The organism is Actinomadura geliboluensis (assembly GCF_043197915.1).
Lineage (GTDB): Bacteria > Actinomycetota > Actinomycetes > Streptosporangiales > Streptosporangiaceae > Spirillospora > Spirillospora geliboluensis.
Window position 1 is genome coordinate 734,224 of sequence record NZ_JBICUA010000003.1, and the last position, 23,481, is coordinate 757,704.

Genomic DNA, 23,481 nt, shown 5'->3' on the forward strand with positions numbered 1-23,481 from the left:
GGGAGTTCATTTCGGGCCTGCTGCTGGATACCAGGTGAAGTACGCCTCCATCGTGTGGAACAGGTCGTAGGTGTCGACGTAGTCGGCCTTCCGGCCCTCGCCCGCGACGCCCATCATCAGCATGAAGTCCATGAACCCGTGGGTGGCGTTGCCGGGCGCGTGCAGGCTGTCGAGGGTGACCTCCGCCAGGCAGCCCTCGATGTCGCCGGAGGAGATCCATTCGACGGCCTTCGCGTCGAAGTCCGGGTCGGGGCCGTGCGGGCCGAACTGGCGCGGCCCGCCCAGTTCCAGGGACAGGTGCCCGGTGCCGATCACCGCGACGCGCCGATCCCCGGGCCACGACTCGACCAGCTCCCGGATCGTCCGCCCGAGCTGGACGAACCGCTTCGGCCGCGGCAGCGGCGGCGCGAAGATGTTGGTGTAGACCGGGACGATCGGCAGGTCGTTCTGCGGGCGCAGCGTGATGATCGGGCACGTGATCGAGTGGTCGATGCGCAGCTCGTTGGAGAACGCGAGGTCGAAGCCCGCGTCGATGCCCTCGCGCAGCAGGTAGGCCGACAGGTCCTCCTGGCCCTTGAGCAGCATGCGCGGCAGCCCGAACTCGCGTTCCTCGTTGTACCAGTTGGCGTCGTAGAACGGCGCCTTGCCGATGAGGAACTGCGGCATGTTGTCCAGCCACAGCTGGTGGAAGTGGTCGGAGCCGACCATCACCAGGACGTCCGGGCGGGCCTTGGTCAGCGTCGCGCGGAACGCCTCGACCTTGCGGACCCACTCGTCCGCGAAGTCGGGGCGGTCCTCGCCGGTCGCGGTGCTCGCGCGGTGGTAGAAGGGGTGGTGGGTCGAAGCGATCACAGCGACCAGTTCAGCCATGACGGTCCTCGGGGGTGTAGGGGTCGGGGGCGACGGACCGGTTGTTGAGGTCCACCGACAGGAAGATCTCGTTGCCGACGGGGCGGCGCAGCTCCTCGGCGAGCTGCCCGATCAGGCCGGCGGTGCGGGCGAGCAGCGCGAACCCGCGCAGCAGCTCCAGCGGCAGGCCGAGGTCGGCGAGCGCGGCGCCGCACACGCCGGCCCCGTTCAGCGGCAGCGTCCTGCCGAGCACCTCGGGGTGGACGCGGCCGATCGCGGCGAACAGCGACAGGTGCGGGCCGAACAGGCCCTCCTCGGTGGCGATCTGCATCAGCCGGGGAGTGCGCGGATCGCCGTCCTTGTGCACGTGGTGGCCGAGGCCGGGGACGAACCGCTTCGCCTCCCGCTCCACCTGCAGGGTCCGCAGCGCGAGCGCGTCCCACCCGGCGTCGTCGGACGGGAGGCCGCCCTCCACCGAGGCCAGGACGCCGTGGAGGAAGCGGCCGGTGTCCTCGGTGACGCCGAGGAAGCGGGACCCGCCGCCCAGCAGCCCGGCGGCGAGCGCGCCCTGCACCGAGTCGGGCGCCGACAGGTACGTCAGCCGGGTGACGATCGCGGTCGGGGTGAAGCCGTGGTCGGCGAGGGCGGCGAGGACCGCCTCGAAGACCCGCGTCTCGCCGGACGCGGGCCGCCGCTGCGCCGCCAACCAGAACGCCAGCTCGCCGAACCCGACCTCGCCCATCACGTCCCGCGCCAGGTCGTGGCCGAGCAGCGTGATCGTCTCCCGGCTGGAGGCGCCCAGCGCCGTCGGGTACTCGGGTGCGTCAGCCACGGTCGTCGTCCCCCTCGGATCCGTTCGCGCCCTGCGGCTCTGACAGCCATTGACGCAGTTCGGCGCCGTGTTCGTCCAGGTCCGGCGGCGGGAGCCGGTAGGTCGCCGGCGTCCGGGAGAAGCGGATCGGGTGCCGGGTCGTCGGCACCGCGTGGTCGCCCTCGCCGACCACCACGACCGGGTCCAGTTCGAACCGCTCGGCCATCGCGAAGCCGCCGTCGATGGTGTTGATCGGCCCGCTCGGCACGCCCGCGTCCACCAGCAGCTCGAACCACTCGACCGCGCCGCGCCGCTTCAGCCGCTCCACCAGGATCGGGCGCAGCTCGGCGCGGTTGGCGGTCCGGTCGGCGTTGGTCGCGAAGCGCGGGTCGTCGGGGACCTCCGGGATGCCGAGCACGACGCAGAGCCTGCGGAACTGGCCGTCGTTCGCCGCCGTGACGATCAGGTCGTTGTCGGCGGTCGGCAGCGGCTCGTAGGGGAACACGCTCGGGTGCGCGTTGCCCATCCGGTACGGGACGGTGCCGCCGGCGACGTAGGCGGAGCTGTGGTTGACGAGCCCGGTCAGCGCCGACGACAGCAGGTTCACCTCGACGAGCTGGCCCTCGCCGGTCGCGTCCCGGTGCCGCAGCGCCGCGAGGATGCCGATCGCCGCGTGGTTGCCCGCCATCACGTCGAACACCGAGATGCCCGCCCGGTACGGCGGGCCGTCCGGGTCGCCGGTCAGGCTCATCAGCCCGGAGATCGCCTGCACCATCAGGTCGTAGCCGGGGACCTTCCGCCCGGCGCCCGACCCGAACCCGGTGATCGAGCTGTAGACGATGCCGGGGTTGGCGGCGCGGACCGCGGCGTAGTCGAGGCCGAAGCGGGCGAGGCCGCCGGGCTTGAAGTTCTCGATCAGGACGTCGGCGCGGCGGGCCAGCTCGCGGGCCGCGGCGGCGTCCTCGGAGTCGCGGAGATCCAGCGCGATCGAGCGCTTGCCTCGGTTGACGCCGAGGTAGTAGGTCGCCGCGTCGCCGCGCGCGGGCGGCGTCCAGGTGCGGGTGTCGTCGCCGCCCGGCCCCTCGACCTTGATCACGTCCGCGCCGAGGTCGGCCAGCAGCATGGTGGCGTAGGGCCCCGCCAGGATCCGGGAGAAGTCCGCCACCAGCACCCCCGAGAGCGGCCCGCCGCGCGCGGTGTCGTCAGTCATCCGGCTCCCTTGCTCTCTCGCGTTCACGCCGTGCTCGTCCGTTCAACGGACAGTCGTCCGCCTCTCTGATTCTGGCATGCCCGCATCCAGAGTGGTCAAGTGGTTGACACTTTGACTAGCGGTGACGAGAGTGGCTCCCAGCAGCTATGACCGTAGAGCGGACATCGGTCCGTGACAGCTCCCGGCGGTCGGGCCCCAAGACGAGGAGAGCGATGATGAGCGAGTTCGAGCCGGGGCGCCCCCTGGTGCTGCGCGGCGGCACGGTGCTGCCGATGACCGACGGACGCGCCGTCCTGGACGGCGCCGACGTCCTCATCGAGGGCGACCGGATCACCGCGGTCGGCCCCGGCCTCCCGGTGCCGGACGGCACCGCCGAGATCGACGCGTCCGGCGGCATCGTCATGCCCGGGATGATCGACACGCACCGGCACATGTGGCAGACCGCGATGCGCGGCTACGGCGCCGACTGGACGCTGACCCAGTACTTCGTCTGGTACTACCTGGAGCACGGCAAGCGGTTCCGGCCCGAGGACGTGCACGCCGGGAACCTGCTCGCGGCGATCGAGGCGATCGATGCCGGGGTCACCACGGTCGTCGACTGGTCGCACGGCCTGCAGACCCCCGGGCACGCCGACGCGGCCGTGGACGCGCTGCGCGCGGTCCCCGGGCGGTTCGTCCTCGCCTACGGCAACATCCAGGCGCCGCCCGCCGAGTGGACGGCGACGCCGGAGTTCCGCGGCCTCGCGGGCGAGCTCGCCGGGGGTGACATGCTCGGCTTCCAGGTCGCGTTCGACGTGCTCGGCGACCCGTCTTTCCCGGAGCGGCCCGCCTTCGAGACCGCCCGCGACCTCGGCGTCCCCGTCACCACCCACGCCGGCGTCTGGGGCGCGACCAGCGACGAGGGCATCAAGCAGATGCACGACCACGGGTTCATGACGCCCGAGACGGTGTACGTGCACGCCGCGTCCCTGTCCGCGGACTCCTACCACCGCATCGCCGCCACCGGCGGCTCCATCTCGGTGTCGACGGAGAGCGAGCAGAGCGCCGGGCAGGGCTACCCGCCCACCTGGGCGCTGCGCTCGCACGGCATCCCGGTGTCGCTGTCGATGGACACGAGCGTGTGGTGGAGCGGCGACCTGTTCTCCGCGATGCGCGCGACGCTCGGCGCCGACCGCTCCCGCATGCACCTGGAGGCGCACGGCAACGGCGACACCGTCACCCACTGCAGCCTGCGCGCCGACCAGGTCGTGGACTGGGCCACCCGCGGCGGCGCCCGCACGCTCGGCCGCGCCGACCTCGGCAGCCTCGAACCCGGCAAGAAGGCCGACGTCGTCCTGATCAAGAACGACCACTCGCCGGTGTCGTTCCCCGTCCTCAACCCCTACGGGCACGTCGCGTTCCAGGCGCAGCGCGGGGACGTCCACACCGTCGTGGTGAACGGGCGCGTGGTCAAGCACGACCACCGGCTGGTGGGCGTCGACCTGGCCGCCGCGCACCGCGAGGTCGAGGCGACGGTGGAGTACCTGCGCGGGTCGATGGGCGAGGAGGCGTGGGCGGCGGGCATGAACCCCGACGTCCCTGAGACCAAGATCCTCGACAACCCGTACACCTACACGGACTACCGCAGCGACGCCACCCGCACCCGGTGAGCCGCGCGCCCGCCGGAAAGAGGCTCGACGTTCTCTTGACGCTCCTTCAAAAAACTGTATAACTTCGCGGAGGACGGCTCCGAGCCGCCCGCGCCCCGCACGCCGGCCGCGAACCGAGGTGACCGATGGACCTGTTCGCCGCACCGACGACGCTCGCCGACCGGCGCGTGGACGGCTCGCTCGTCCTGGAGTCCGCGCTCGCGCCCGTCCCCCCTGCCGCGAGCATGGTGCACCTCTTCCGGGACGCCGCCGCCGCGCGTCCCGGCCGGCTCCTCGTCGCCGACCGGGACCGCGGCGCGTCCGGCCGCCCGTGATGATCCTGTCCGGCACGGCGGCACCCTCTACGTCGACGACGGGCGGCCCGGCCCGGAGGCCGTGAAGCGCACGGTCCGCAACCTTGCCGAAGTGCGCCCGACCGTGTACTTCAACGTCCTCGCCGGGTACGCTGCTCGGCGCCTGCGGCGGGCTCGTCTCGGACGCCGTCCTGACCGGGCACGACACCGCCGGCGTCGGCGCGATGGTCTGGCTGGACCCGGCCAGGGCGGCGGCGTGCGCCGACGTCCGCGCGGCGCTCGGCACGGCGCTGCACCGGCTGAACGCGGGCGCGACCGGGGCGTCCCGGCGGATCGTCCGGCTGCTCGTCCTGGACGACCCGGCCTCACTCGCCCACGGTGAGCTGACCGACAAGGGGTACGTCGACCAGCGCGCCGTGCTCGACCGCCGCGCCGACCTGGTCGGCCTCCTGCACACCGACCCGGCCCCCGCGGAGGTGATCCTTCCCGGGGACCGATGAGTTCCGGGAGCGCGCCCGGTCGATATCCGACATCGCCGAGTCGCGCCGCGCCCATGCCGGGGAGTGACCGGCGGGGGCGCGGCGCGACACAGGGGCCGCGCCGCCCGCGGAGCGTCAGGCCGCCGTGGAGTCCCGCCCGGACGCGAGACCGGGCGGGGCGGCCGCGAGCGCCTGCTGGATCGCCGCCACCAGCGCCAGCGCCGCCTCCTCGGTCAGCTCGACCGCGACGCGCGCCGACGGCCCGGCGCCCGGATTGGTGAAGTCGATGTTGACCGTGTGCTCGTGGCACGCGTGGTACGGGTGGTCGACGTAGACGGCGCCGTCGGTCAGCGTGAACCAGCCGGCCGCGCCCTTCGCCGCGCCGTCGAGCTCGACCTTGAAGGTCTGGTAGGTGCACATGGCGTCTCCTCTCAGGCGGTCGGGTGGTCAGGCGGCCAGGTGGCGGCCGAAGAACGCGAAGATCTTCTCCCAGCCGTCCTTGGCGGCGGCGGGCCGGAACGCGGGCCGCTCGACGGCGAAGAACGCGTGCCCGGCACCCGGATAGGTGTGGAACTCGTGCTCCTTGCCCAGCTTGGTGAGCTCCGCGTCCAGCACGGCGACCTCGTCCGGCGGCGGGGCCTTGTCGTCCTCGCCGAACAGGCCGAGCAGCGGGCACGACAGGTCCGGCGCCTTCGACAGCAGCGGCGTCATCTTCAGCCCGGCGTCCGCCGGCGGCTCGCTGACGACGAACGCGCCGTAGCAGTCGACGGCGGCGTCGATGTCCAGCGAGCAGGCGGCGAGGAACGCCTGCCGCCCGCCGGAGCAGTGCCCGATCACGCCGATCCGCCCGTTGGCGTGCTCCAGCGAGTTCAGGTACGCGGCGGCGCCGGCGACGTCCCCGACGAGCTGCTCGTCCGGCACGCCGCCCTTCGCGCGGGCGGCGGCGGCCTGGTCGTCCGGGCTGACGCCGGCGCCCTCCCGCGAGTACAGGTTCGGGACGACCGCCGCGTACCCGTGCGCGGCGAACGTGCGGGCGAACTCCTTCGTCCCGGCGTCGTACCCGGGCAGGTGGTGGATCAGCACCACGCCGCCGCGCGGGGCGTCGTTCAGCGGACGCGCCAGGTACCCCTCCAGTTCGGCGCCGTCGTGCCCGCCGAAGGCGACGGTCCCGGCCCACATCGCATCGTTCATGACTGTCAGTGCTCCGCTTTCATATCGGTCCGTGGACCGTGACAGTCTTCCCCATCCGGGGCGGTCCTCAGGCGTTCAACGTGCCGGCGCCGAGCAGCCCGAACAGCAGCAGCCCGATGATGATCCGGTAGACCACGAACGACGTGAAGCTGTGCCGCGCGACGAAGCGCAGCAGCCAGGCGATGGACGCGTAGGCGACGACGAACGACACCACCGTGCCGACGGCGAGCGGCAGCGCGTCCACCGACGTGCCGAGCGCGGACGGCAGCTCGTAGATGCCGGCGCCGGTCAGCGCGGGGATGCCGAGGAAGAACGACAGCCGGGTCGCGGCGACCCGGTCGAGGCCGAGCATCAGCCCGACCGACATCGTCGCGCCGGACCGGGAGAAGCCGGGGAACAGCATGGCGAGGATCTGCGCCGACCCGATCAGCATCGCGTCGGTGAACGAGGTGTCGTCCTCGCCGCGCTTGTGCCGGCCGAGCCGGTCGGCGAGCCACATCACGACGCTCCCGCCGAGCAGCGACCCGGCGACCACCCACAGCGAGGCGAGCGGCCCCTCGATGGCGTCCTTGGCGGCGACGCCGACGACCACCACCGGGATGGTGGCGAAGATGACCCACCAGCCGAACTTGTAGTCGTGGTGGTACCGCGCGTTCGGGTCGACGATGCCGCGGCCCCACGCCTTCACGATCCGGACGATGTCGGAGAAGAAGTACACCAGCACGGCCGCGATGGCGCCGACCTGGATGACGGCGGTGAAGCCGACGACCGCCTTGTCGTCCACCGGGATGCCCATCAGGCCCTCGGTGATCTTCAGGTGCCCGGTCGAGGACACCGGGAGGAACTCGGTCAGGCCCTCCACGATCCCGAGGACGATCGCCTGCCCGACATTGATGACGCTCAACGACGTTCCTCTCCAGCCCCGTCCCCGCTCCGGCCCTGCGGGATCCGCACCGAGGCTACGCCGGGCGCCGGGCGCGACCTGCGCTCAAGGAGATAACTTCACCCATCATTAACCGAAAGGTCAGGCGCCGGCCGCCGCGGACCGCGGGCGGCCTAGCCCCAGATCTCCTCGGCGGTCTCCGCGATGAGGCGCAGCTTCGCCGCCTGCTGCTCGGCGGTCAGCACGTTCCCCTCGACCGTGGAGGAGAAACCGCACTGCGGCGACAGGCAGATCTGCTCCAGCGGCACGAACCGCGCCGCCTCGTCGACGCGGCGCTTGAGGTCGTCCTTCGACTCCAGTTCCCCGCGCTTGGTGGTGACCAGCCCGAGCACGACCATCTTCCCCGGCGGGACGAACCGCAGCGGCTCGAACCCGCCCGACCTCGCGTCGTCGTACTCCAGGAAGAAGCCGTCCACGTCCAGTTCCCCGAACAGCGCCTCGGCGACGAAGTCGTAGCCGCCCTCGGCCGTCCAGGAGGAGCGGAAGTTGCCCCGGCACATGTGCGTGGTGACGTTCATCCCCTCGGGGCGCCCGGCCAGCGCGGCGTTGATCTGCCGGATGTAGCGCAGGTGCAGGTGCTCGGCGTCGTCGCCCCGCTCGCTGATCATGGCGCGCTGCGCCGGGTCGTTGAGGTAGGCGAGGCTGGTGTCGTCGAGCTGCAGGTACCGGCACCCGAGTTCGCCGAGCCGCCGCACCTGCTCGGCGTACGCGGCGGCGAGGTCGGACCAGAACTCCTCGACGTCGGGGTAGACCGCCGGGTCGATCGCGGCGGGCCCGCCCCGGTAGTGGACCATGTTCGGCGACGGGATCGTCAGCTTCGGCGTCACCCCGTCCCCGGCGGCGTCCCGCAGGAACGCGAAGTGGTCGGCGAAGATCGTCTCCTCCAGCCGGACCTTGCCGTGCACCCGCAGCGCCGCCGTGGTGAACTCGATGTCCCCGGCGTCGCCGTGGAACCGCACCTTGATCTTCTCGTCCGCCGGGCTGATCCCGCCGAGCCGGTAGATGAAGTCCATGTGCCACGACGTGCGGCGGAACTCCCCGTCGGTCGCCGACCGCAGCCCCGCCTCGCGCTGCATGGCGACCACGTCGCGGATGGCGGCGTCCTCGGCCGCGGCCAGCGCCGCGTCGTCGATGCGGCCGGCGGCGTGCTCGCCCCGGGCCGCCAGCAGCTCCGGCGGACGCAGCAGGCTGCCGACGTGGTCGGCGCGGAACGGGGGCAGGGTGCGCTGAGACAAGACGGTGCTCCTTCCACGGGAAAGAACGTGGTCCTGCCCAATCTAGGCACGCCTGTAACGGCGATCAATGAATTGCCGAAAATGCATCCCCACCTGCCCCGCACCACCGCCGACGACGGGTAGCCGGACAGTTCGCTGACGGGGTGCGCGAGGAAATGGGCTCCGTGTGGTGCGCGCCCTGCCGGTTCAGTCGTGAGCGGGGGGTTCGCGGCGCAGGAGGTAGGTGTCCATGATCCAGCCCTTGCGGGCGCGGGCCTCGGCGCGGGTGGTGCGGATCTCGTCGGCCACCTCGCGTACCGGGCCGGAGATGAGGATTTCGTCCGGCGTGCCGAGGTAGGCGCCCCAGTAGATGTGGAAGTCGTCGCCTGCGCCGGTGAAGGAGCAGTGCGCGTCGAGCAGGACGAGGACGTCGTCGGCGGTGGCGCCCTCGGCGGCGAGGCGGCGGCCCGTCGTCAGGTGGACGGGGCGGCCCACCCGGGTCAGCCCGATCCGGTGCCGGGCGGTCAGCGCCGACACGCTGCTGATGCCGGGGATCACCTCGGTCTCGAACTCGGCGTCGACCTCCGCCAGCGCCGCGAGGGTGCTGTCGTAGATCCCGGGGTCGCCCCAGACGAGCAGCGCGCCGGTCTGCCCGTCGGCCAGCTCGTCCCGGACGAAGTCCGCGTAGATGCGGGCGCGGCGGGACCGCCAGTCCTCGACGGCGGCGGTGTAGGCGGGGCCGTCTGCGGTGCGGTCGCGCTCGGGGTCGCGGGCCTCGACGATCCGGTACGGGGCGCGGCCGTGCGCGGCGATGAGGTCGTGCCGCAGCCCGGCCAGGTCGTGTTTGGCCTCGCCCTTGCCGACGAGGAGGAACACGTCGGCGGCGGCGATGGCCTTGGCCGCCTGGAACGTCAGGTGGTCCGGGTCGCCCGCGCCGATGCCGATGATCAAAAGCCGCTTCACCTGGCCAATAGTGCCAGCTATAGACTTGGCGCCGCATTTCACCCGAGCGGCCGGGGGGCCAGTGGACCAGCGTGTGATCACCGTCGTGGGCGTCGGCGCCGACGGCTGGGACGGGCTCCCGGAGGTCTCGCGCGCGGCGCTGCGGGAGGCGGACGTGCTGCTCGGAAGCGCCCGGCAGCTCGGGCTCGTCCCGGACGGGGGCGCCGAGCGGGTCGCGTGGCCGTCCCCGCTGCTCCCGGCGCTTCCCGGGCTGGTCGAGCGGTACGCGGGACGCGCCGTCGCCGTGCTGGCGAGCGGCGACCCCATGTTCTACGGGATCGGCTCCACGCTCGCGGACCTGGTCGGCCCCGGACGGCTGCGGGTGCTGCCGCATCCGTCGTCGGCGTCGCTGGCGTGCGCCCGGCTCGGCTGGCCGCTGGACCGCACCGACGTCGTCAGCTTCGTCGGCCGCCCCGCCGAGACGCTGAACGCGCTCGTCGCGCCGGGCCGCCGCGTGCTCGTCCTCGGCGCCGGGCGGGAGGCGCCGAGGGTCGTCGCGGCGCTGCTCACCGGCCGCGGCTTCGGCCCGAGCCGCATGACCGTCCTGTCCGACCTCGGCGGCGCGGACGAGGCGGCGGCGCACGGCGTCGCCTCCCGCTGGAGCGGCCCGGCCGCCTCCGCGCTCACCGTCGTCGCCGTCGAGTGCGTGCCCGGGCCGGACGCGGCGCCGCTGCCCCGCGTCGCGGGCCTGCCCGACGACGCCTACGAGCACGACGGGCAGATCACCAAGAGCGAGGTCCGGGCGGTGACGCTGGCGCGGCTCGCGCCGCTGCCGGGCGAGCTGCTGTGGGACGTCGGCGCCGGGTCGGGCAGCGTCGCGATCGAGTGGGCGCGGGCGCACCCGTCCTGCGCGGCCGTCGCGGTCGAGAGCCGCCCCGAGCGGGTGGAGCGGATCGGCCGCAACGCCAAGGCCCTCGGCGTGCCCGGCGTCCGCGTCGTGGAGGGCCGCGCCCCGGACGCCCTCGACGGCCTCCCGCGACCCGACGCGGTGTTCATCGGCGGCGGCCTCACCACCCCCGGCCTGCTGGACCGCTGCTGGGACGCGCTCCAGCCCGGCGGCCGCCTCGTCGCCAACGCCGTCACCCTCGAATCGGAGGTGAAGGTGGCCGAGTACCGCCGCACCCACGGCGGGGAGCTGGTCCGCCTCGGCGTGGAGCGCGCCGCGCCGCTCGGCGGGTTCACCGGCTGGCGCCCCGCGATGCCCGTCACCGTCTGGACGGCCCGGAAGGACACCCTGTGACCGTGTACTTCGTCGGCGCCGGCCCCGGCGCCGCCGACCTCATCACCGTGCGCGGCCTGCGGGTGCTGGAGTCGGCGCCGGTGTGCCTGTACGCGGGGTCGCTGGTGCCGCGCGAGCTGCTGGACGCGTGCCCGCCCGGCGCCCGCCGCGTCGACACCGCGAACCTCACCCTCGACGAGATCACCGCCGAGCTGACCGCCGCGCACCGCGCCGGCCTGGACGTCGCCCGGCTGCACTCCGGCGACCCGTCGGTGTTCAGCGCGGTCGCCGAGCAGATGCGGCGGCTCGACGCGGCGGGGGTGCCGTACGAGGTCGTCCCCGGCGTCCCGGCGTTCGCGGCGGCGGCGGCCTCGCTCGGGCGGGAGCTGACCGTCCCCGGCGTCGGGCAGACCGTCATCCTGACCCGCACCGCCGTGCGCGCCACCCCGATGCCGCCCGGCGAGGACCTCGCGACCCTCGGCGCGAGCGGCGCCACGATGGTGCTGCACCTCGCCGTCCAGCGCATCGACGAGGTCGCGGCCGAGCTGCGGCCGCACTACGGCGCGGACTGCCCGGTCGCGGTCGTCGCCCGCGCCAGCCGCGCGGACGAGCTGGTGCTGCGCGGCACCCTTGCCGACATCGCCGGGCTGGTCCGGGAGGCCGGGGTGAAGCGCACCGCCGTGATCGTGGTCGGCCGGGTGCTGACGGCGTCGGCGTTCCCCGACAGCCACCTCTACAGCGCGGGCCGGGACCGGGCGTGCGGCGCGTCCTGATCCTCGGCGGCACCGCCGAGGCCCGCGCCCTCGCCGCCGCGCTGGCGGACGCGCGCCCGGACGTCCATGTCGTGTCGTCCCTCGCCGGGCGCGTCACCGACCCGCGCCTGCCGGTGGGGGAGGTGCACGTCGGCGGGTTCGGCGGTGCCGAAGGGCTCGCCGCCTGGCTCCGCGACCACCGGACCGACCGCCTCGTGGACGCCACGCACCCGTTCGCGGAGCGGATGAGCGCCTCCGCCGCGCGGGCGTCCCGGCTGACCGGCGTGCCGCTGCTCGCGCTGCGCCGCCCCGGCTGGACGGAAGGGGACGGCGACGACTGGCGCCGCGTCCCGTCCCTGCCGGCCGCCGCCGAGGCCCTGCCCGCCGGAGCCCGCGCGTTCCTCACCACGGGCCGCCGCAGCATCCCGGTGTTCGCCGCCCGCGCCGACGCATGGTTTCTCGCCCGGTCGGTGGACCCGCCGGAGCCGCCCGTCCCGTCCAACGTGGAGGTCCTGCTCGCGCGCGGCCCCTACACCGTGGACGGCGAGCGCGCGCTGATCGGCGCCCACCGCCTGACCGTGCTGGTCACCAAGGACAGCGGCGGCGCCATGACCCGCGCGAAGCTCACCGCCGCCCGCGACGCGGGCATCCCTGTCGTCATGGTCGACCGGCCGCCGCCCCCCGAAGGCGTCCGGACGACCCACGACGTGGCGGCGGCCGCCGCCTGGGCTCAGGGGTAGCGGCGCGGCGTGTAGACCACGCCCTTGTCAGTGACCCGCGTGGTGGACGACCCCACGATGACCAGGCAGCGCATGTCGACCCGCTCCGCGTCGAGTTTGCCGAGCGTCGTCACCGCCACGCTCTCCTCGGGGCCGCCGACGTCGCGTCCGATCACCACCGGCGTCTCGGGGGAGCGGTGCTCCAGCAGCAGGTCGCGCGCCGCCGGGAGCTGGTGCCTGCGCCGGCTGGACGACGGGTTGTAGAGCGCCACGACCAGGTCGGCCGCGGCCGCCGCGGACAGCCGCCGCGCGATCGCGTCCCACGGTTTGAGGATGTCCGACAGCGACAGCACGCAGAAGTCGTGGCCGAGCGGCGCGCCCGCCCGCGCCGCGACGGCCTGCGCCGCCGTCAGCCCCGGCACGACCTGCACCGGCACGTCCGCGAACGCGTCGTCGGCCGCGACCTCCAGCACCGCCGCCGCCATCGCGAACACGCCCGGGTCGCCGGACGAGACGACGGCGACGCGCGCCCCGTCCCGCGCGAGCGCCAGCGCGTGCCGGGCCCGGTCGGCCTCCACCCGGTTCCCGGACGGGTGCCGCCGCTGCCGCGGGTTCGGCGGCACCCGGTCCAGGTAGGGGCCGTAGCCGACGAGGTCGGTCGCGGAGGCGAGGACGTCCTGCGCCTCCGGGGTGAGCCAGGCCCGTCCCGCCGGGCCGAGCCCGACCACCCACACCCCGCCGGGGCCCTCCGGCCGGGCCGGGGGCGGCGCCTCGAACGACCGCTCCGCCGGGCTCGTCAGCAGGGCGAGCGACATGTACGGGACGTCCGCCGGGTCGACCTCGGCGAGCGGCGCGACCCGCTGCCGGCCGGTGGACGCCCGCTCGACGTACCAGGCGTCGCCGAGCCGGCCCGCGTCCTCGAAAGCCTGCCTGACCTTGGGGAACGTCCGGCCGAGCTTGAGCACGGCCGCCGCGTCCGCCGCGCGCAGCCGCTCGGCCAGCTCGTCGCCGGGCAGCGTCCCCGGCAGGACGGTCAGCGTCTCCTCCCGCTCCGCCAGCGGGCGCCCGGCCGCCGCCGACGCCGCGCTCACCGACGTCACACCGGGCACCACCTCGGCCGGGTAGTGCGGAGCGAGCCGCTTGTGCAGGTGCATGTAGGACCCGTAGAACAGCGGGTCGCCCTCGCTCAGCACCACGACCGTCCGGCCCGCGTCGAGGTGCGCGGCGAGCCGGGCGGCGCAGTCGGCGTAGAACTCGTCGAGCGCGCCCTGGTAGCCGCCCGGATGGGCGGTCGTCTCCGTCGTCACCGGGTAGACGAGCTGCTCCTCGATCCGGCCGTCCCGCAGGTAGGGCTCGGCCGCCGACCGGGCGATGCTGCGGCCGTGCCGCGCGCAGTGGAAGGCGACCACGTCCGCCTCGCCGATCAGCCGCGCCGCCTTCACCGTGACCAGCTCCGGATCGCCGGGGCCGACGCCCACGCCGAACAGCCGTCCCGCCATCACTCCGCCTCACTGGCGATGGCGTTGACCGCCGCCGCCGTCATCGCGCTGCCGCCGCGCCGCCCGCGCACCACCAGGTGGTCGAGCCCGCTCGCGGCGAGCGCCTCCTTCGACTCGGCCGCGCCGATGAACCCGACCGGGATCCCGAGCACCGCCGCCGGACGCCCCGCGCCCGCCGCCACCAGCTCCAGCAGCCGGAACAGCGCGGTCGGCGCGTTGCCGATCGCCACGACCGACCCCTCCAGCCGGTCCAGCCACAGGTCGAGCGCCGCCGCGCTGCGCGTGGTGCCGAGCCGCTCCGCCAGCGCGGGCACCTCCGGTTCGCCCAGCGCGCACACCACGTCGTTGCCCGCCGGCAGCCGCGCGCGCGTGATACCGGACGCGACCATCCGCGCGTCGCACAGGACCGGCGCGCCGTCGAGCAGCGCCGCCCGCGCCCGCGCCACCACCCCCGGCGACCAGCCCAGATCCCGGACGAGGTCGGTCATCCCGCAGGCGTGGATCATCCGCACCGCGACCCGCGCGACGTCGTCCGGCAGGCCCGACAGGTCGGCCTCCGCGCGGATCGTCGCGAAGGACCGCCGGTAGATCTCGGCGCCGTCCCGGACGTACTCCATCACCGCTGCTCCTCAAGCATGTTCAGCACGACTCAGCCGTTCTCAGCCGACTCAGGCGCTCTCAGCACGACGGGGCCGCGGGGCGTCCCGCAGTGCCGCTCGCATCCCGTCCAGTGGACGGGCGTCTCGGGTGCGCGCTCCAGCCCGGCGACCCACCGCCGCGCCGCGCCCAGCACATCGCCGCGCGACTTCGCGCAACCGGGGCTCCCCGTGCAGGCGGTGACGCCGACCCATGGCGACGCGGCGTCGACCGCGAACCTCGCCTCAGCCAGCACCGCCGCGACCTCTCCCGCCTCGCCGGAGGCCAGGTCCCGCAGCACGGCGCTCCGCCACGGCGTGATCCGCACGCTGCCGGAGACCCCGGCGAGCGCCTCGGCCTGCGCGCCCGACATCCGCCCGAGCGGCGGCACGACCTCCAGCGCGACGAGCCCGTCCCGCTGCCGGACGACCCCGGCGCGCGGCGGCCGGGGCTCAGGAGGCGCGCCGGGCTCTTCCGCGCTCGCGCCGAGCCGCCCGGCGATGAGCCGCGCGCCGTCCGGCACCTCCGCCACCCGCCACGCGTCCCCCCGGACGTCGAGGAATCCCTCCGCAGCCGCGACCAGCAGCGCGACCGCGTCACCGGCCGGAAGGGAGACCCGCGTCCCGGCGATGTGGAGGCCGTCCGGCGCGTAGGTCAGGTCGGCGTCCAGGCCGGCGGCGTCGCCGGTGCCGTCGTCCAGCGCGAACAGGAAGCGGCCCGGCAGACCGGCCAGCCGCGGGTTCGCGCACAGCACCCGGTCGAGGGCCGTGACCAGCGGATCCGTCGCCAGCACGCCGCGCGGGCCGCGCCCGCCGAGCGGGGACGCGACGATGTTGCGCACCCGCTCGTGGGACGGCGACGGCAGCAGCCCCGCCGCCTCCAGGCGCGCCGCGAGCGCCGCCGGATCGCGGACGCCGCGCAGCTGCGCGTTGCCGCGCGAGGTGAGTTCGATCACGTCGCGGCCCAGCTCGCGGGCGGCGGTGCCGAGCACTCCGAGCTGCGCGGACGACACCGCGCCGCCCGGCACCCGGACGCGCGCCAGCGGTCCGTCGGCGGCGTCGTGGGTGCGCAGCGCACCGGGGCACGCGTCGGCGTGCGGTCTGGCAATCGGCACGGGGAGGATGTTAACCACACTTTGCGGGCGGGCCGCGCTGCCGTACTCTTCTCCCCAGGCGATGGCAATGGGAGGAAGCCGGTGTGAATCCGGCGCGGTCCCGCCACTGTGACCGGGGAGCGAACCCCGCTTGAGGCCACTGTCCGCACGGACGGGAAGGCCGGGGCGAGCATCGATCCGGGAGCCAGGAGACTCCTGCCGTCGCGACACCCGCTACCGGGGCGAGGACCCCAGGGGAGGAACGGCCGTGTCCGCTGGCACCGTGCTGCTGCTGTCGACGTCCGACACCGATCTGCTGAGCGCCCGCGCGTCCGGCGCCGCCTACCGCCTCGGCAATCCCGCCCGGCTCACCGCCGCCGACCTGCCCGGCCTGACCGAGGGCGCCGACGTCGTCGTGGTCCGGCTGCTCGGCGGCCGGCGCGCCTGGGAGGACGGGCTCGACGCGCTGCTCGCCGGCCCCCGCCCGGTCGTCGTCCTCGGCGGCGAGCAGGCCCCCGACGCCGAGCTGATGGAGCTGTCCCGGCTCCGCGGCGGGGTCGCCGGCGGCGTGTGCGCCGAAGCCCACGCCTACCTCGCGCACGGCGGGCCCGCCAACCTCGCCGAGCTGCACGCGTTCCTCACCGACACCCTGCTGCTGACCGGGCGCGGGTTCGCGCCCCCGGCCGCCACGCCGACGTGGGGACGGCTCGAACGCGAGCCCCGCACCACCGAGGGCCCCGTCGTCGGCGTGCTCTACTACCGCGCCCACCACATGGCCGGGAACACCGCGTTCGCCGAGGCGCTGTGCGCGGCCGTCGAGGACGCGGGCGGGCAGGCCATGCCCGTCTTCTGCTCGTCCCTGCGCACCGCCGAACCCGAGCTGCTCGACACCCTCCGCCGGGCGGACGTGCTGGTCGTGACCGTCCTCGCGGCGGGCGGGTCCAAGCCCGCGACCGCCGGGGCCGGCGGCGACGACGAGGCGTGGGACGTCGGCGCCCTCGCCGCGCTCGACGTCCCGATCCTGCAGGGCCTGTGCCTCACCACGAGCCGCGCCGACTGGGAGGCGAGCGACGACGGGCTGTCCCCGCTGGACGCCGCGTCGCAGGTCGCGATCCCCGAGTTCGACGGCCGCATCATCACCGTCCCGTTCTCGTTCAAGGAGATCGACGAGGACGGCCTCACCGTGTACCGGGCCGACCCGGAGCGGGCCGCGCGCGTCGCCGGGATCGCCGTCCGGCACGGCCGCCTGCGGCACACTCCGCCCCCCGAGCGCCGCGTCGCCGTGATGCTGTCGGCGTACCCGACCAAGCACTCGCGCGTCGGGAACGCCGTCGGGCTCGACACCCCGGCGAGCACCGTCCGGCTGCTGGCCCGCCTCCGCGACGCGGGCCACGACCTCGGCGAGGGCTTCCCCGGCGTCGGCGACTCCGCGGACGGCTCCGCCGGCGACCTGGACGGCGACGCGCTGATCCACGCGCTCATCGCCGCCGGCGGCCAGGACGAGGACTGGCTCACCGAGGAGCAGCTCGCGGGCAACCCGGTCCGCATCTCCGCCGCGTCCTACGAGCGCTGGTACCGGACGCTCCCCGAGGAGCTGCGCGGCGAGATGGAGCTGCACTGGGGGCCGCCGCCCGGGCAGCTGTTCGTCCAGGACGGCGACATCGTCCTCGCCGCGCTGCGCGCCGGCAACGTCGTCGTCATGGTGCAGCCGCCGCGCGGCTTCGGGCAGAACCCCATCGCGATCTACCACGACCCCGACCTGCCGCCCAGCCACCACTACCTGGCCGCCTACCGGTGGCTGTCGGACGAGTTCGGCGCGCACGCGATCGTCCACGTCGGCAAGCACGGCAACCTGGAATGGCTGCCGGGCAAGGCCGCGGGCATGTCGGCGTCGTGCGGCACCGACGCCGCGCTCGGCGACGTCCCGCTGATCTACCCGTTCCTCGTCAACGACCCGGGGGAGGGGACGCAGGCCAAGCGCCGCGCGCACGCCGTCCTCGTCGACCACCTGGTCCCGCCGATGGCCCGCGCCGAGACCTACGGCGACATCGCCCGCCTCGAACAGCTGCTGGACGAGCACGCGACGATCGCCGCGATGGACCCGGCGAAGCTGCCCGCGATCCGCGCCCAGATCTGGACGCTGATCCAGGCCGCGAAGCTCGACCACGACCTCGGCCTGGACGACCGCCCGCACGACACCGAGTTCGACGACTTCCTCCTGCACGTGGACGGCTGGCTGTGCGAGGTGAAGGACGCGCAGATCCGTGACGGCCTCCACGTCCTCGGGCAGCCGCCGGAGGGCGCGGCCCGCGTCGACCTGGTGCTGGCGATGCTGCGCGCCCGGCAGATGTGGTCGGGACGGGAGACGCTGCCCGGCCTGCGCGAGGCGCTCGGCCTGACCGAGGACGGCACCGAGGCCCTCGCCGCCGTCGACGCCGCCGAGACCGCCGCCCGCGGCCTCGTCCAGGCCATGGAGGACGCCGGCTGGGCCGCGGACGCGGTCGCCGAAGCCGCCCGGCAGGTCCCCGAGGAGCGCCGCGACCTGGTGGCCCGCGTGCTGGAGTTCGCCGCCGCCGAGATCGTCCCGCGGCTGGCCCGCACGTCCGACGAGCTCGACCACGTCCTGCACGCGCTCGACGGCGGCTACATCCCGGCCGGGCCGAGCGGGTCGCCGCTGCGCGGCCTCGTCAACGTCCTGCCGACCGGCCGCAACTTCTACTCGGTGGACCCGCGCGCCGTCCCGAGCCGCCTCGCCTGGGAGACCGGGCAGGCGATGGCCGACTCCCTCCTGGACCGCTACCGCGCCGACCACGGCGAATGGCCCCGCTCCGTCGGCCTGTCGGTGTGGGGGACGAGCGCGATGCGCACCGCCGGGGACGACGTCGCCGAGGTGCTCGCGCTGCTCGGCGTCCGCCCCGCCTGGGACGAGGCGTCCCGTCGCGTCACCGCCCTGGAGCCGATCCCCCTCGCCGAGCTGGGACGGCCCCGCATCGACGTGACCGTCCGCATCAGCGGCTTCTTCCGGGACGCGTTCCCGCACGTCCTCGCCATGCTGGACGACGCCGTCCGGCTCGTCGCGGGCCTCGACGAGCCCGACTCCGCCAACCACGTCCGCGCCCACGTCCGGGCCGACCGGGAGGAGCACGGCGACGAGCGGCGCGCCGCCCGCCGCATCTTCGGGTCGCCGCCCGGCGCGTACGGGGCGGGGCTGCTGCCGCTCATCGACAGCCGCAACTGGCGCGACGACGCCGACCTCGCCGAGGTGTACGCGGTGTGGGGCGGCCACGCCTACGGCCGCGACCTCGACGGCGTGCCCGCCCGCGACGACATGGAGAGCGCCTACCGCCGCATCGCGGTCGCCGCCAAGAACGTCGACACCCGCGAGCACGACATCGCCGACTCCGACGACTACTTCCAGTACCACGGCGGCATGATCGCCACGGTCCGGGCGCTGACCGGGAAGGCGCCGGAAGCCTACGTCGGCGACAGCACCCGCCCCGACGCCGTCCGCACCCGCACACTCTCGGAGGAGACCGCCCGCGTCTTCCGGGCCCGCGTCGTGAACCCGCAGTGGCTCGCCGCGATGCGCCGCCACGGCTACAAGGGCGCGTTCGAGCTGGCCGCGACCGTCGACTACCTGTTCGGCTACGACGCCACCACCGGCGTCATGGCCGACTGGATGTACGACCGGCTCACCGCCGCCTACGTCCTGGACGACGAGAACCGCGAGTTCATGGAGAAGTCGAACCCGTGGGCGCTGCACGGCATCGCCGAGCGGCTGCTGGAGGCGGCCGAGCGCGGCATGTGGGAGCACCCCGACCCGGAGGTCCTCCAGGGCCTCCAGGAGGTCTACCTCAAGACCGAGGGAGACCTGGAGGACGACACGAGCCGCTGAGCCGCCTCCGGACACCCGGCCCAGTGCAGGTGCAGGTAGGACGCGGTGATCCGGTCGCTGCCGAAGCCGTCCGCGCCGGTCCCGCCGCCGTCCCGCCAGCGGAACAGCGGTTCGCCGCCGCCGGTCAGGACCGTCCGGTGGAACTCGTGGCCGTGGAACCGCTCGCCCGGACGGGTCAGCAGCGAGGACCCGACGGCGACCGCCTCCCGGTAGCCGAGCGTGAGCCGCGGCGTCATCCGCGCCCGCCCCGGCACGAGCCCGCACATCGCCTGACCGTCGAGTTCCTCGCAGAGATAGAGGAGCCCCGCGCATTCGGCGGCGACCGGCCCGCCGAACGCCGCCACGGACGCCAGCATCGGCGCGTTGGCGGCCAGCTCCGCGGCGTGCACCTCGGGGAACCCGCCGCCGATGACGAGCGCGGCCGTCCCGTCCGGCAAGGCCGCGTCCCGCAGCGGGTCGAACACCGCCACGTCCGCGCCCGCCGCACGCAGCAGCTCCACATGCTCCCTATAAGAGAAGGTGAACGCCGGCCCGCCCGCCACCGCCACCACCGGACGCCCCGCCACCGGCTCGACCTCCCCGGCCGGGTCCCACACCGGCCCCGGCAGCGGGGGAGCGGTGCCCGCGAGCCGCACCAGCGCCTCCACATCGCACGACCGCTCGACCAGCGCGCCGAGCCGCTCCACCGCCCGCACGGCCGCCGGCCCGCGCTCCGCCGCAGGGATCAGCCCGAGATGCCGGGACGGGTTCACGACGGCGTCGTCCCGCCGGATCGCGCCGAGCACCGGCACGCCCGCCGACTCCAGCGCGCCCCGGCACAGCTCCTCGTGCCGGTCCGACCCGACCCGGTTGAGGACGACGCCGGCGACCCGCACCCCCGGCTCGAACGTCGCGAAGCCGTGCACCAGCGCCGCCACCGACCGGCTCTGCCGCGCCGCGTCCACGACCAGCACCACCGGCGCCGCGAGCAGCCGCGCGACATGCGCCGTGGACGCGAACCCCGTGTCGCCGCGCCCGTCGAACAGGCCCATCACCCCCTCGACCACGGCCACGTCGCAGCCGGCCGCGCCGTGCCGGAACAGCGGCGCCACCCGCTCCTCGCCCACCAGCCACGGATCGAGGCTGCGGCCCGGCCGCCCCGCCGCCAGCGCGTGGTAGCCGGGGTCGATGTAGTCGGGCCCCACCTTGTGCGGCGACACCGCGAGCCCCCGCGCCCGCAGCGCCGCCATGAGCCCCGTCGCGACCGTCGTCTTCCCGCTCCCCGACGACGGCGCCGCGACCACCAGCCGCGGGATCACCACTCGATGCCCCGCTGCCCCTTCTGCCCGGCGTCCATCGGATGCCGGACCTTCCCCATCTCCGTCACCAGGTCGGCGGCCCCGACCAGCGCGTCCGGCGCGTCCCGTCCCGTGACGACGACATGCTGGACGCCCGGCCGGGCGGTGAGCGTCTCCACCACGTCGTCCACGTCCAGCCAGCCCCACTTGAGCGGGTAGGTGAATTCGTCGAGCACATAGAAACGGTACGTCTCCGCGGCGAGGTCCCGCTTGATCTGCGCCCAGCCCTCCCGCGCGTCGGCCGCGTGGTCCTCCTCGCTGCCGGGCCGCTGGATCCACGACCAGCCCTCGCCCATCTTGTGCCACGCGACCGGCCCGCCCTCGCCGCTGTCGCCGAGCACCCGCAGCGCGCGCTCCTCCCCGATGCGCCACTTCGCCGACTTCACGAACTGGAACACCCCGACCGGCCAGCCCTGGTTCCACGCCCGCAGCGCCATCCCGAACGCCGCCGTGGACTTCCCCTTCCCCGGCCCGGTGTGGACGATCAGCAGCGGCCGGTTGCGGCGCTGCCGCGTGGTGAGTCCGTCGTCGGGGACGGACACGGGCTTCCCCTGGGGCATCTCAGGCCGCCTTCCTGTGCTCGCGCACGATTCCATCGAGTTCCCGCAGCGGGACGAGCCGCGCGTCCATCCGCACGGCGAGCCGGCCCGCGAGCCCGAGCCGGACCGGGCCGTCCTCGCAGTCCACGACGATCCCCGCCGTCCCGGCGAGCAGCCCGGCCGCCCGGTCCACGTCGCCGCCCGCGGTGGCGCGGCCGTCGGTGACGACCACGACCAGCGGGCGCCGCGCCGGATCGCGCAGCCGCTCCGCCCGCAGCACCTCGGCGGCCCGGACCAGCCCCGCCGCCAGCGGCGTCCGGCCGCCCGTCGGCAGCGCCCGCAGCCGCGCCGCCCCCGCCTCCACCGACGACGTCGGCGGCAGCACCACCTCCGCCGTCCGGCCCCGGAACGTGATCAGCCCGACCTTGTCGCGGCGCTGGTAGGCGTCCAGCAGCAGGCTCAGCACCGCCGTCTTCACCGCTGTCATCCGGCGCCGCGCCGCCATCGAGCCGCTCGCGTCCACGACGAACAGCACGAGGTTGCCCTCGCGCCCCTCCCGCACGGCCTCCCGCAGATCCCCCCGCCGCAGCACGAGCCCCGAGCCCGACCGGCCCCGTTCCCGCTGGTGGGGGGCGGCGGCCAGCAGCGTCGCCACCAGGTGCGGATCGCGGACCCGGTCGGCCGGACGCCGCGCCCCGGTGACCCGTCCCCGCGCCGTCCGCGCCCGCGACCGCCGCCCCGCGGCACCGTCACCGACCCCGGGCACCTCCAGCCGAGGCACCGCATGCGGCGCCTCCGCCGCCACGACCCGCTCACCCCCGCCGCCCGCGGAGGCGTCGTCGCCAGGCGAGCCGGTCTCACCTGGCGGCTCCCCGTCGCCAGGCGTCCCGTCACCAGGCGTCCCGTCACCTCGCGACCCGTCACCTCGCGACCCGCCATCCCGGGGCCCGTCGTCCTGCGGGCCGTCATCCTGCGGGCCGTCATCCTGGGGGCCGCCGCCGGGCGGGGGCGGGTCGTCGTCGGGGGAGGAGCGGTCCAGGAGGTCGTCGAGCAGCGACTCGTCCAGGCCGGGTGCGTCGAACGGGTCGCGGCGGCGCCGGTGCGGCAGCGACAGCCGGGCGGCGGCGCGGACGTCCTCCTCCGACACCTCGTCCCGGCCCCGCCAGGCCGCGTGGGCCATCGCGGCGTTCGCGGTGACGATGTCGGCGCGCAGCCCGTCCACCTCGAACCCCGCGCAGACGGCCGCGATCTGCTCCAGCCGCTCGTCCGGCAGCCGGACGCCGCCGAGCCGCGCGCGGGCCTTCGCGATCCGTGCGGCGAGGTCGGACTCGGCACCGGCCCACCGCGCCGCGAACGCCTCCGGGTCCGCGTCGAACGCCAGCCGGCGCCGGACGACCTCCGCCCGCTCGCGCGGCTCCCGCGACGCGGCCACCTCCACCGTCAGCCCGAACCGGTCGAGGAGCTGCGGCCGCAGCTCGCCCTCCTCGGGGTTCATCGTCCCGACCAGCAGGAACCGGGCCGCGTGCCGGACCGACAGCGATTCGCGCTCCACGTAGCAGGTGCCGAGCGCGGCGGCGTCCAGCAGCAGGTCCACCAGGTGGTCGTGCAGCAGGTTCACCTCGTCGACGTACAGGACGCCCCGGTGCGCCGCCGCGAGCAGCCCCGGCTCGAACGCCTTGACGCCCTCGGTCAGCGCCCGCTCCACGTCCAGCGACCCGGCGAGCCGGTCCTCGGACGCGCCGACCGGCAGTTCCACCAGCGCGGACGGCCGCCGCTCCGCCGGGCCGCCCGGCTCGTGCGGGCCGTCCGGGCAGGACGGGTCCGGCGCCGCCGGGTCGCACGCGAAGCGGCAGCCCGCGACGACGTCCACGGCGGGCAGCTGGGCCGCGAGCGCCCGCACGATCGTCGACTTCGCGGTGCCCTTCTCACCCCGCACCAGCACCCCGCCGACGCGCGGCGAGACGGCGTTGAGGAGCAGCGCCAGCTTCAGGTCGTCCAGGCCGACGACGGCGCTGAACGGATACAGGGCGGTCAAGGAACCACCTTCCGGTTGACGTGGGCGACTCGCCGGCCGCGCGGAGCGGCGGCGAGCCGCGTGGTGGACAGGGGCGCGAGATCGAAGCAGCCGACACCGGCGGCACCCAGGCCGCC

Annotated in this window: 21 protein-coding genes and 1 riboswitch; of the genes, 7 read left to right on the forward strand and 14 right to left on the reverse strand. The window is 75.0% G+C overall.

Annotation, left to right across the window (positions count from 1 at the left end):
* Window positions 1–6 precede the first annotated feature (6 nt).
* Genes ACGFI1_RS13590 through ACGFI1_RS13600 form a run of 3 tightly spaced genes read right to left on the reverse strand, consistent with a single transcriptional unit; the run spans window position 7 to window position 2,870 of the window.
* Window positions 7–870: a DODA-type extradiol aromatic ring-opening family dioxygenase gene (locus ACGFI1_RS13590; RefSeq protein ID WP_386869317.1), complete on the reverse strand. Its 864-nt coding sequence runs from the start codon at window positions 868–870 to the stop codon at window positions 7–9.
* Window positions 863–1,681 carry a citryl-CoA lyase gene (locus ACGFI1_RS13595; protein ID WP_392785351.1) on the reverse strand — a complete coding sequence of 273 codons (819 nt, stop codon included), beginning with the start codon at window positions 1,679–1,681 and terminating at the stop codon, window positions 863–865. The genes ACGFI1_RS13590 and ACGFI1_RS13595 overlap by 8 nt, the downstream gene beginning before the upstream one ends.
* Window positions 1,674–2,870 carry a CaiB/BaiF CoA transferase family protein gene (locus ACGFI1_RS13600; RefSeq protein ID WP_387076768.1) on the reverse strand — a complete coding sequence of 399 codons (1,197 nt, stop codon included), beginning with the start codon at window positions 2,868–2,870 and terminating at the stop codon, window positions 1,674–1,676. The genes ACGFI1_RS13595 and ACGFI1_RS13600 overlap by 8 nt, the downstream gene beginning before the upstream one ends.
* A 215-nt stretch (window positions 2,871–3,085) precedes the next feature.
* On the opposite strand from ACGFI1_RS13600, the gene ACGFI1_RS13605 reads away from it, so the two are divergent.
* From ACGFI1_RS13605 to ACGFI1_RS13615, 3 genes are all read left to right on the forward strand, one after another.
* Entirely contained in the window at window positions 3,086–4,519 is a 1,434-nt protein-coding gene (locus ACGFI1_RS13605; RefSeq protein WP_392785354.1) for an amidohydrolase family protein, read from the forward strand.
* 125 nt (window positions 4,520–4,644) lie between these two features.
* A complete protein-coding gene (locus tag ACGFI1_RS13610; RefSeq protein WP_392785356.1) occupies window positions 4,645–4,833 on the forward strand; it encodes a hypothetical protein in 189 nt (62 codons plus the stop codon).
* Between the two features lie 83 nt (window positions 4,834–4,916).
* A complete protein-coding gene (locus ACGFI1_RS13615; protein WP_392785358.1) occupies window positions 4,917–5,312 on the forward strand; it encodes a hypothetical protein in 396 nt (131 codons plus the stop codon).
* A gap of 114 nt (window positions 5,313–5,426) precedes the next feature.
* Here the strand turns inward: ACGFI1_RS13615 and ACGFI1_RS13620 are convergent, their stop codons facing one another.
* From ACGFI1_RS13620 to cobF, 5 genes are all read right to left on the reverse strand, one after another.
* The gene (locus ACGFI1_RS13620) at window positions 5,427–5,711 is read right to left on the reverse strand and encodes a DUF6295 family protein (RefSeq protein ID WP_138635264.1); all 285 of its coding nucleotides are present in this window, start codon (window positions 5,709–5,711) and stop codon (window positions 5,427–5,429) included.
* Window positions 5,712–5,738: 27 nt separating this feature from the next.
* Window positions 5,739–6,482 carry a dienelactone hydrolase family protein gene (locus ACGFI1_RS13625; protein WP_138635265.1) on the reverse strand — a complete coding sequence of 248 codons (744 nt, stop codon included), beginning with the start codon at window positions 6,480–6,482 and terminating at the stop codon, window positions 5,739–5,741.
* A 67-nt stretch (window positions 6,483–6,549) separates the two neighbouring features.
* Window positions 6,550–7,386 carry an undecaprenyl-diphosphate phosphatase gene (locus tag ACGFI1_RS13630; RefSeq protein ID WP_392785360.1) on the reverse strand — a complete coding sequence of 279 codons (837 nt, stop codon included), beginning with the start codon at window positions 7,384–7,386 and terminating at the stop codon, window positions 6,550–6,552.
* Window positions 7,387–7,538: 152 nt separating this feature from the next.
* Window positions 7,539–8,660 (reverse strand): 5-methyltetrahydropteroyltriglutamate--homocysteine S-methyltransferase, encoded by a 1,122-nt coding sequence (locus ACGFI1_RS13635; protein WP_138635267.1) that lies wholly within the window; start codon window positions 8,658–8,660, stop codon window positions 7,539–7,541.
* Between the two features lie 186 nt (window positions 8,661–8,846).
* A complete protein-coding gene (cobF, locus tag ACGFI1_RS13640) occupies window positions 8,847–9,602 on the reverse strand; it encodes a precorrin-6A synthase (deacetylating) (protein WP_392785362.1) in 756 nt (251 codons plus the stop codon).
* 73 nt (window positions 9,603–9,675) lie between these two features.
* Between cobF and cbiE the strand changes: the two genes are divergently transcribed.
* From cbiE to ACGFI1_RS13655, 3 genes are read left to right on the forward strand one after another with little or no spacing between them, the layout of a single operon-like run.
* Complete coding sequence (gene cbiE / locus ACGFI1_RS13645; RefSeq protein WP_392785364.1) at window positions 9,676–10,881, forward strand: precorrin-6y C5,15-methyltransferase (decarboxylating) subunit CbiE; 1,206 nt, start codon at window positions 9,676–9,678, stop codon at window positions 10,879–10,881.
* On the forward strand, window positions 10,878–11,633 hold the full coding sequence (cobM, locus tag ACGFI1_RS13650) for a precorrin-4 C(11)-methyltransferase (RefSeq protein ID WP_386869297.1): 756 nt from the start codon (window positions 10,878–10,880) through the stop codon (window positions 11,631–11,633). The genes cbiE and cobM overlap by 4 nt, the downstream gene beginning before the upstream one ends.
* Window positions 11,618–12,352 (forward strand): cobalt-precorrin-6A reductase, encoded by a 735-nt coding sequence (locus ACGFI1_RS13655; RefSeq protein WP_392785366.1) that lies wholly within the window; start codon window positions 11,618–11,620, stop codon window positions 12,350–12,352. The genes cobM and ACGFI1_RS13655 overlap by 16 nt, the downstream gene beginning before the upstream one ends.
* Here ACGFI1_RS13655 and ACGFI1_RS13660 read toward each other — a convergent pair.
* From ACGFI1_RS13660 to ACGFI1_RS13670, 3 genes are read right to left on the reverse strand one after another with little or no spacing between them, the layout of a single operon-like run.
* Window positions 12,343–13,830 (reverse strand): precorrin-2 C(20)-methyltransferase, encoded by a 1,488-nt coding sequence (locus ACGFI1_RS13660; protein ID WP_392785368.1) that lies wholly within the window; start codon window positions 13,828–13,830, stop codon window positions 12,343–12,345. The two genes, ACGFI1_RS13655 and ACGFI1_RS13660, sit on opposite strands and share 10 nt — an antisense overlap.
* Window positions 13,830–14,447, reverse strand: coding sequence for a precorrin-8X methylmutase (locus tag ACGFI1_RS13665; protein WP_138635273.1), 618 nt, complete (start codon window positions 14,445–14,447; stop codon window positions 13,830–13,832). The genes ACGFI1_RS13660 and ACGFI1_RS13665 overlap by 1 nt, the downstream gene beginning before the upstream one ends.
* A 32-nt stretch (window positions 14,448–14,479) precedes the next feature.
* Window positions 14,480–15,580 carry a precorrin-3B synthase gene (locus ACGFI1_RS13670; protein ID WP_392785370.1) on the reverse strand — a complete coding sequence of 367 codons (1,101 nt, stop codon included), beginning with the start codon at window positions 15,578–15,580 and terminating at the stop codon, window positions 14,480–14,482.
* Between the two features lie 71 nt (window positions 15,581–15,651).
* Window positions 15,652–15,775, forward strand: a riboswitch (cobalamin riboswitch).
* Window positions 15,776–15,827: 52 nt separating this feature from the next.
* On the opposite strand from ACGFI1_RS13670, the gene cobN reads away from it, so the two are divergent.
* Window positions 15,828–19,454 carry a cobaltochelatase subunit CobN gene (gene cobN / locus ACGFI1_RS13675; protein ID WP_392785372.1) on the forward strand — a complete coding sequence of 1,209 codons (3,627 nt, stop codon included), beginning with the start codon at window positions 15,828–15,830 and terminating at the stop codon, window positions 19,452–19,454.
* Here cobN and ACGFI1_RS13680 read toward each other — a convergent pair.
* From ACGFI1_RS13680 to ACGFI1_RS13690, 3 genes are read right to left on the reverse strand one after another with little or no spacing between them, the layout of a single operon-like run.
* Window positions 19,409–20,752 (reverse strand): cobyrinate a,c-diamide synthase, encoded by a 1,344-nt coding sequence (locus ACGFI1_RS13680; RefSeq protein ID WP_392785541.1) that lies wholly within the window; start codon window positions 20,750–20,752, stop codon window positions 19,409–19,411. The two genes, cobN and ACGFI1_RS13680, sit on opposite strands and share 46 nt — an antisense overlap.
* Complete coding sequence (gene cobO, locus ACGFI1_RS13685; RefSeq protein WP_301176081.1) at window positions 20,749–21,351, reverse strand: cob(I)yrinic acid a,c-diamide adenosyltransferase; 603 nt, start codon at window positions 21,349–21,351, stop codon at window positions 20,749–20,751. Before cobO ends, ACGFI1_RS13680 begins: the two co-directional genes overlap by 4 nt.
* Before the next feature lies 1 nt (window position 21,352).
* Entirely contained in the window at window positions 21,353–23,365 is a 2,013-nt protein-coding gene (locus ACGFI1_RS13690) for a VWA domain-containing protein (protein WP_392785374.1), read from the reverse strand.
* Window positions 23,366–23,481 lie beyond the last annotated feature (116 nt).

Excerpts from the sequence above, each read along its gene's own strand:
- ACGFI1_RS13590 (WP_386869317.1), bottom strand. The coding sequence starts at position 870 with ATGGCTGAACTGGTCGCTGTGATCGCTTCGACCCACCACCCCTTCTAC.
- ACGFI1_RS13600 (WP_387076768.1), bottom strand. The coding sequence starts at position 2,870 with ATGACTGACGACACCGCGCGCGGCGGGCCGCTCTCGGGGGTGCTGGTG.
- ACGFI1_RS13605 (WP_392785354.1), top strand. The coding sequence starts at position 3,086 with ATGAGCGAGTTCGAGCCGGGGCGCCCCCTGGTGCTGCGCGGCGGCACG.
- ACGFI1_RS13610 (WP_392785356.1), top strand. The coding sequence starts at position 4,645 with ATGGACCTGTTCGCCGCACCGACGACGCTCGCCGACCGGCGCGTGGAC.
- ACGFI1_RS13620 (WP_138635264.1), bottom strand. The coding sequence starts at position 5,711 with ATGTGCACCTACCAGACCTTCAAGGTCGAGCTCGACGGCGCGGCGAAG.
- ACGFI1_RS13625 (WP_138635265.1), bottom strand. The coding sequence starts at position 6,482 with ATGAACGATGCGATGTGGGCCGGGACCGTCGCCTTCGGCGGGCACGAC.
- ACGFI1_RS13660 (WP_392785368.1), bottom strand. The coding sequence starts at position 13,830 with ATGGCGGGACGGCTGTTCGGCGTGGGCGTCGGCCCCGGCGATCCGGAG.
- ACGFI1_RS13665 (WP_138635273.1), bottom strand. The coding sequence starts at position 14,447 with ATGGAGTACGTCCGGGACGGCGCCGAGATCTACCGGCGGTCCTTCGCG.
- cobO (WP_301176081.1), bottom strand. The coding sequence starts at position 21,351 with ATGCCCCAGGGGAAGCCCGTGTCCGTCCCCGACGACGGACTCACCACG.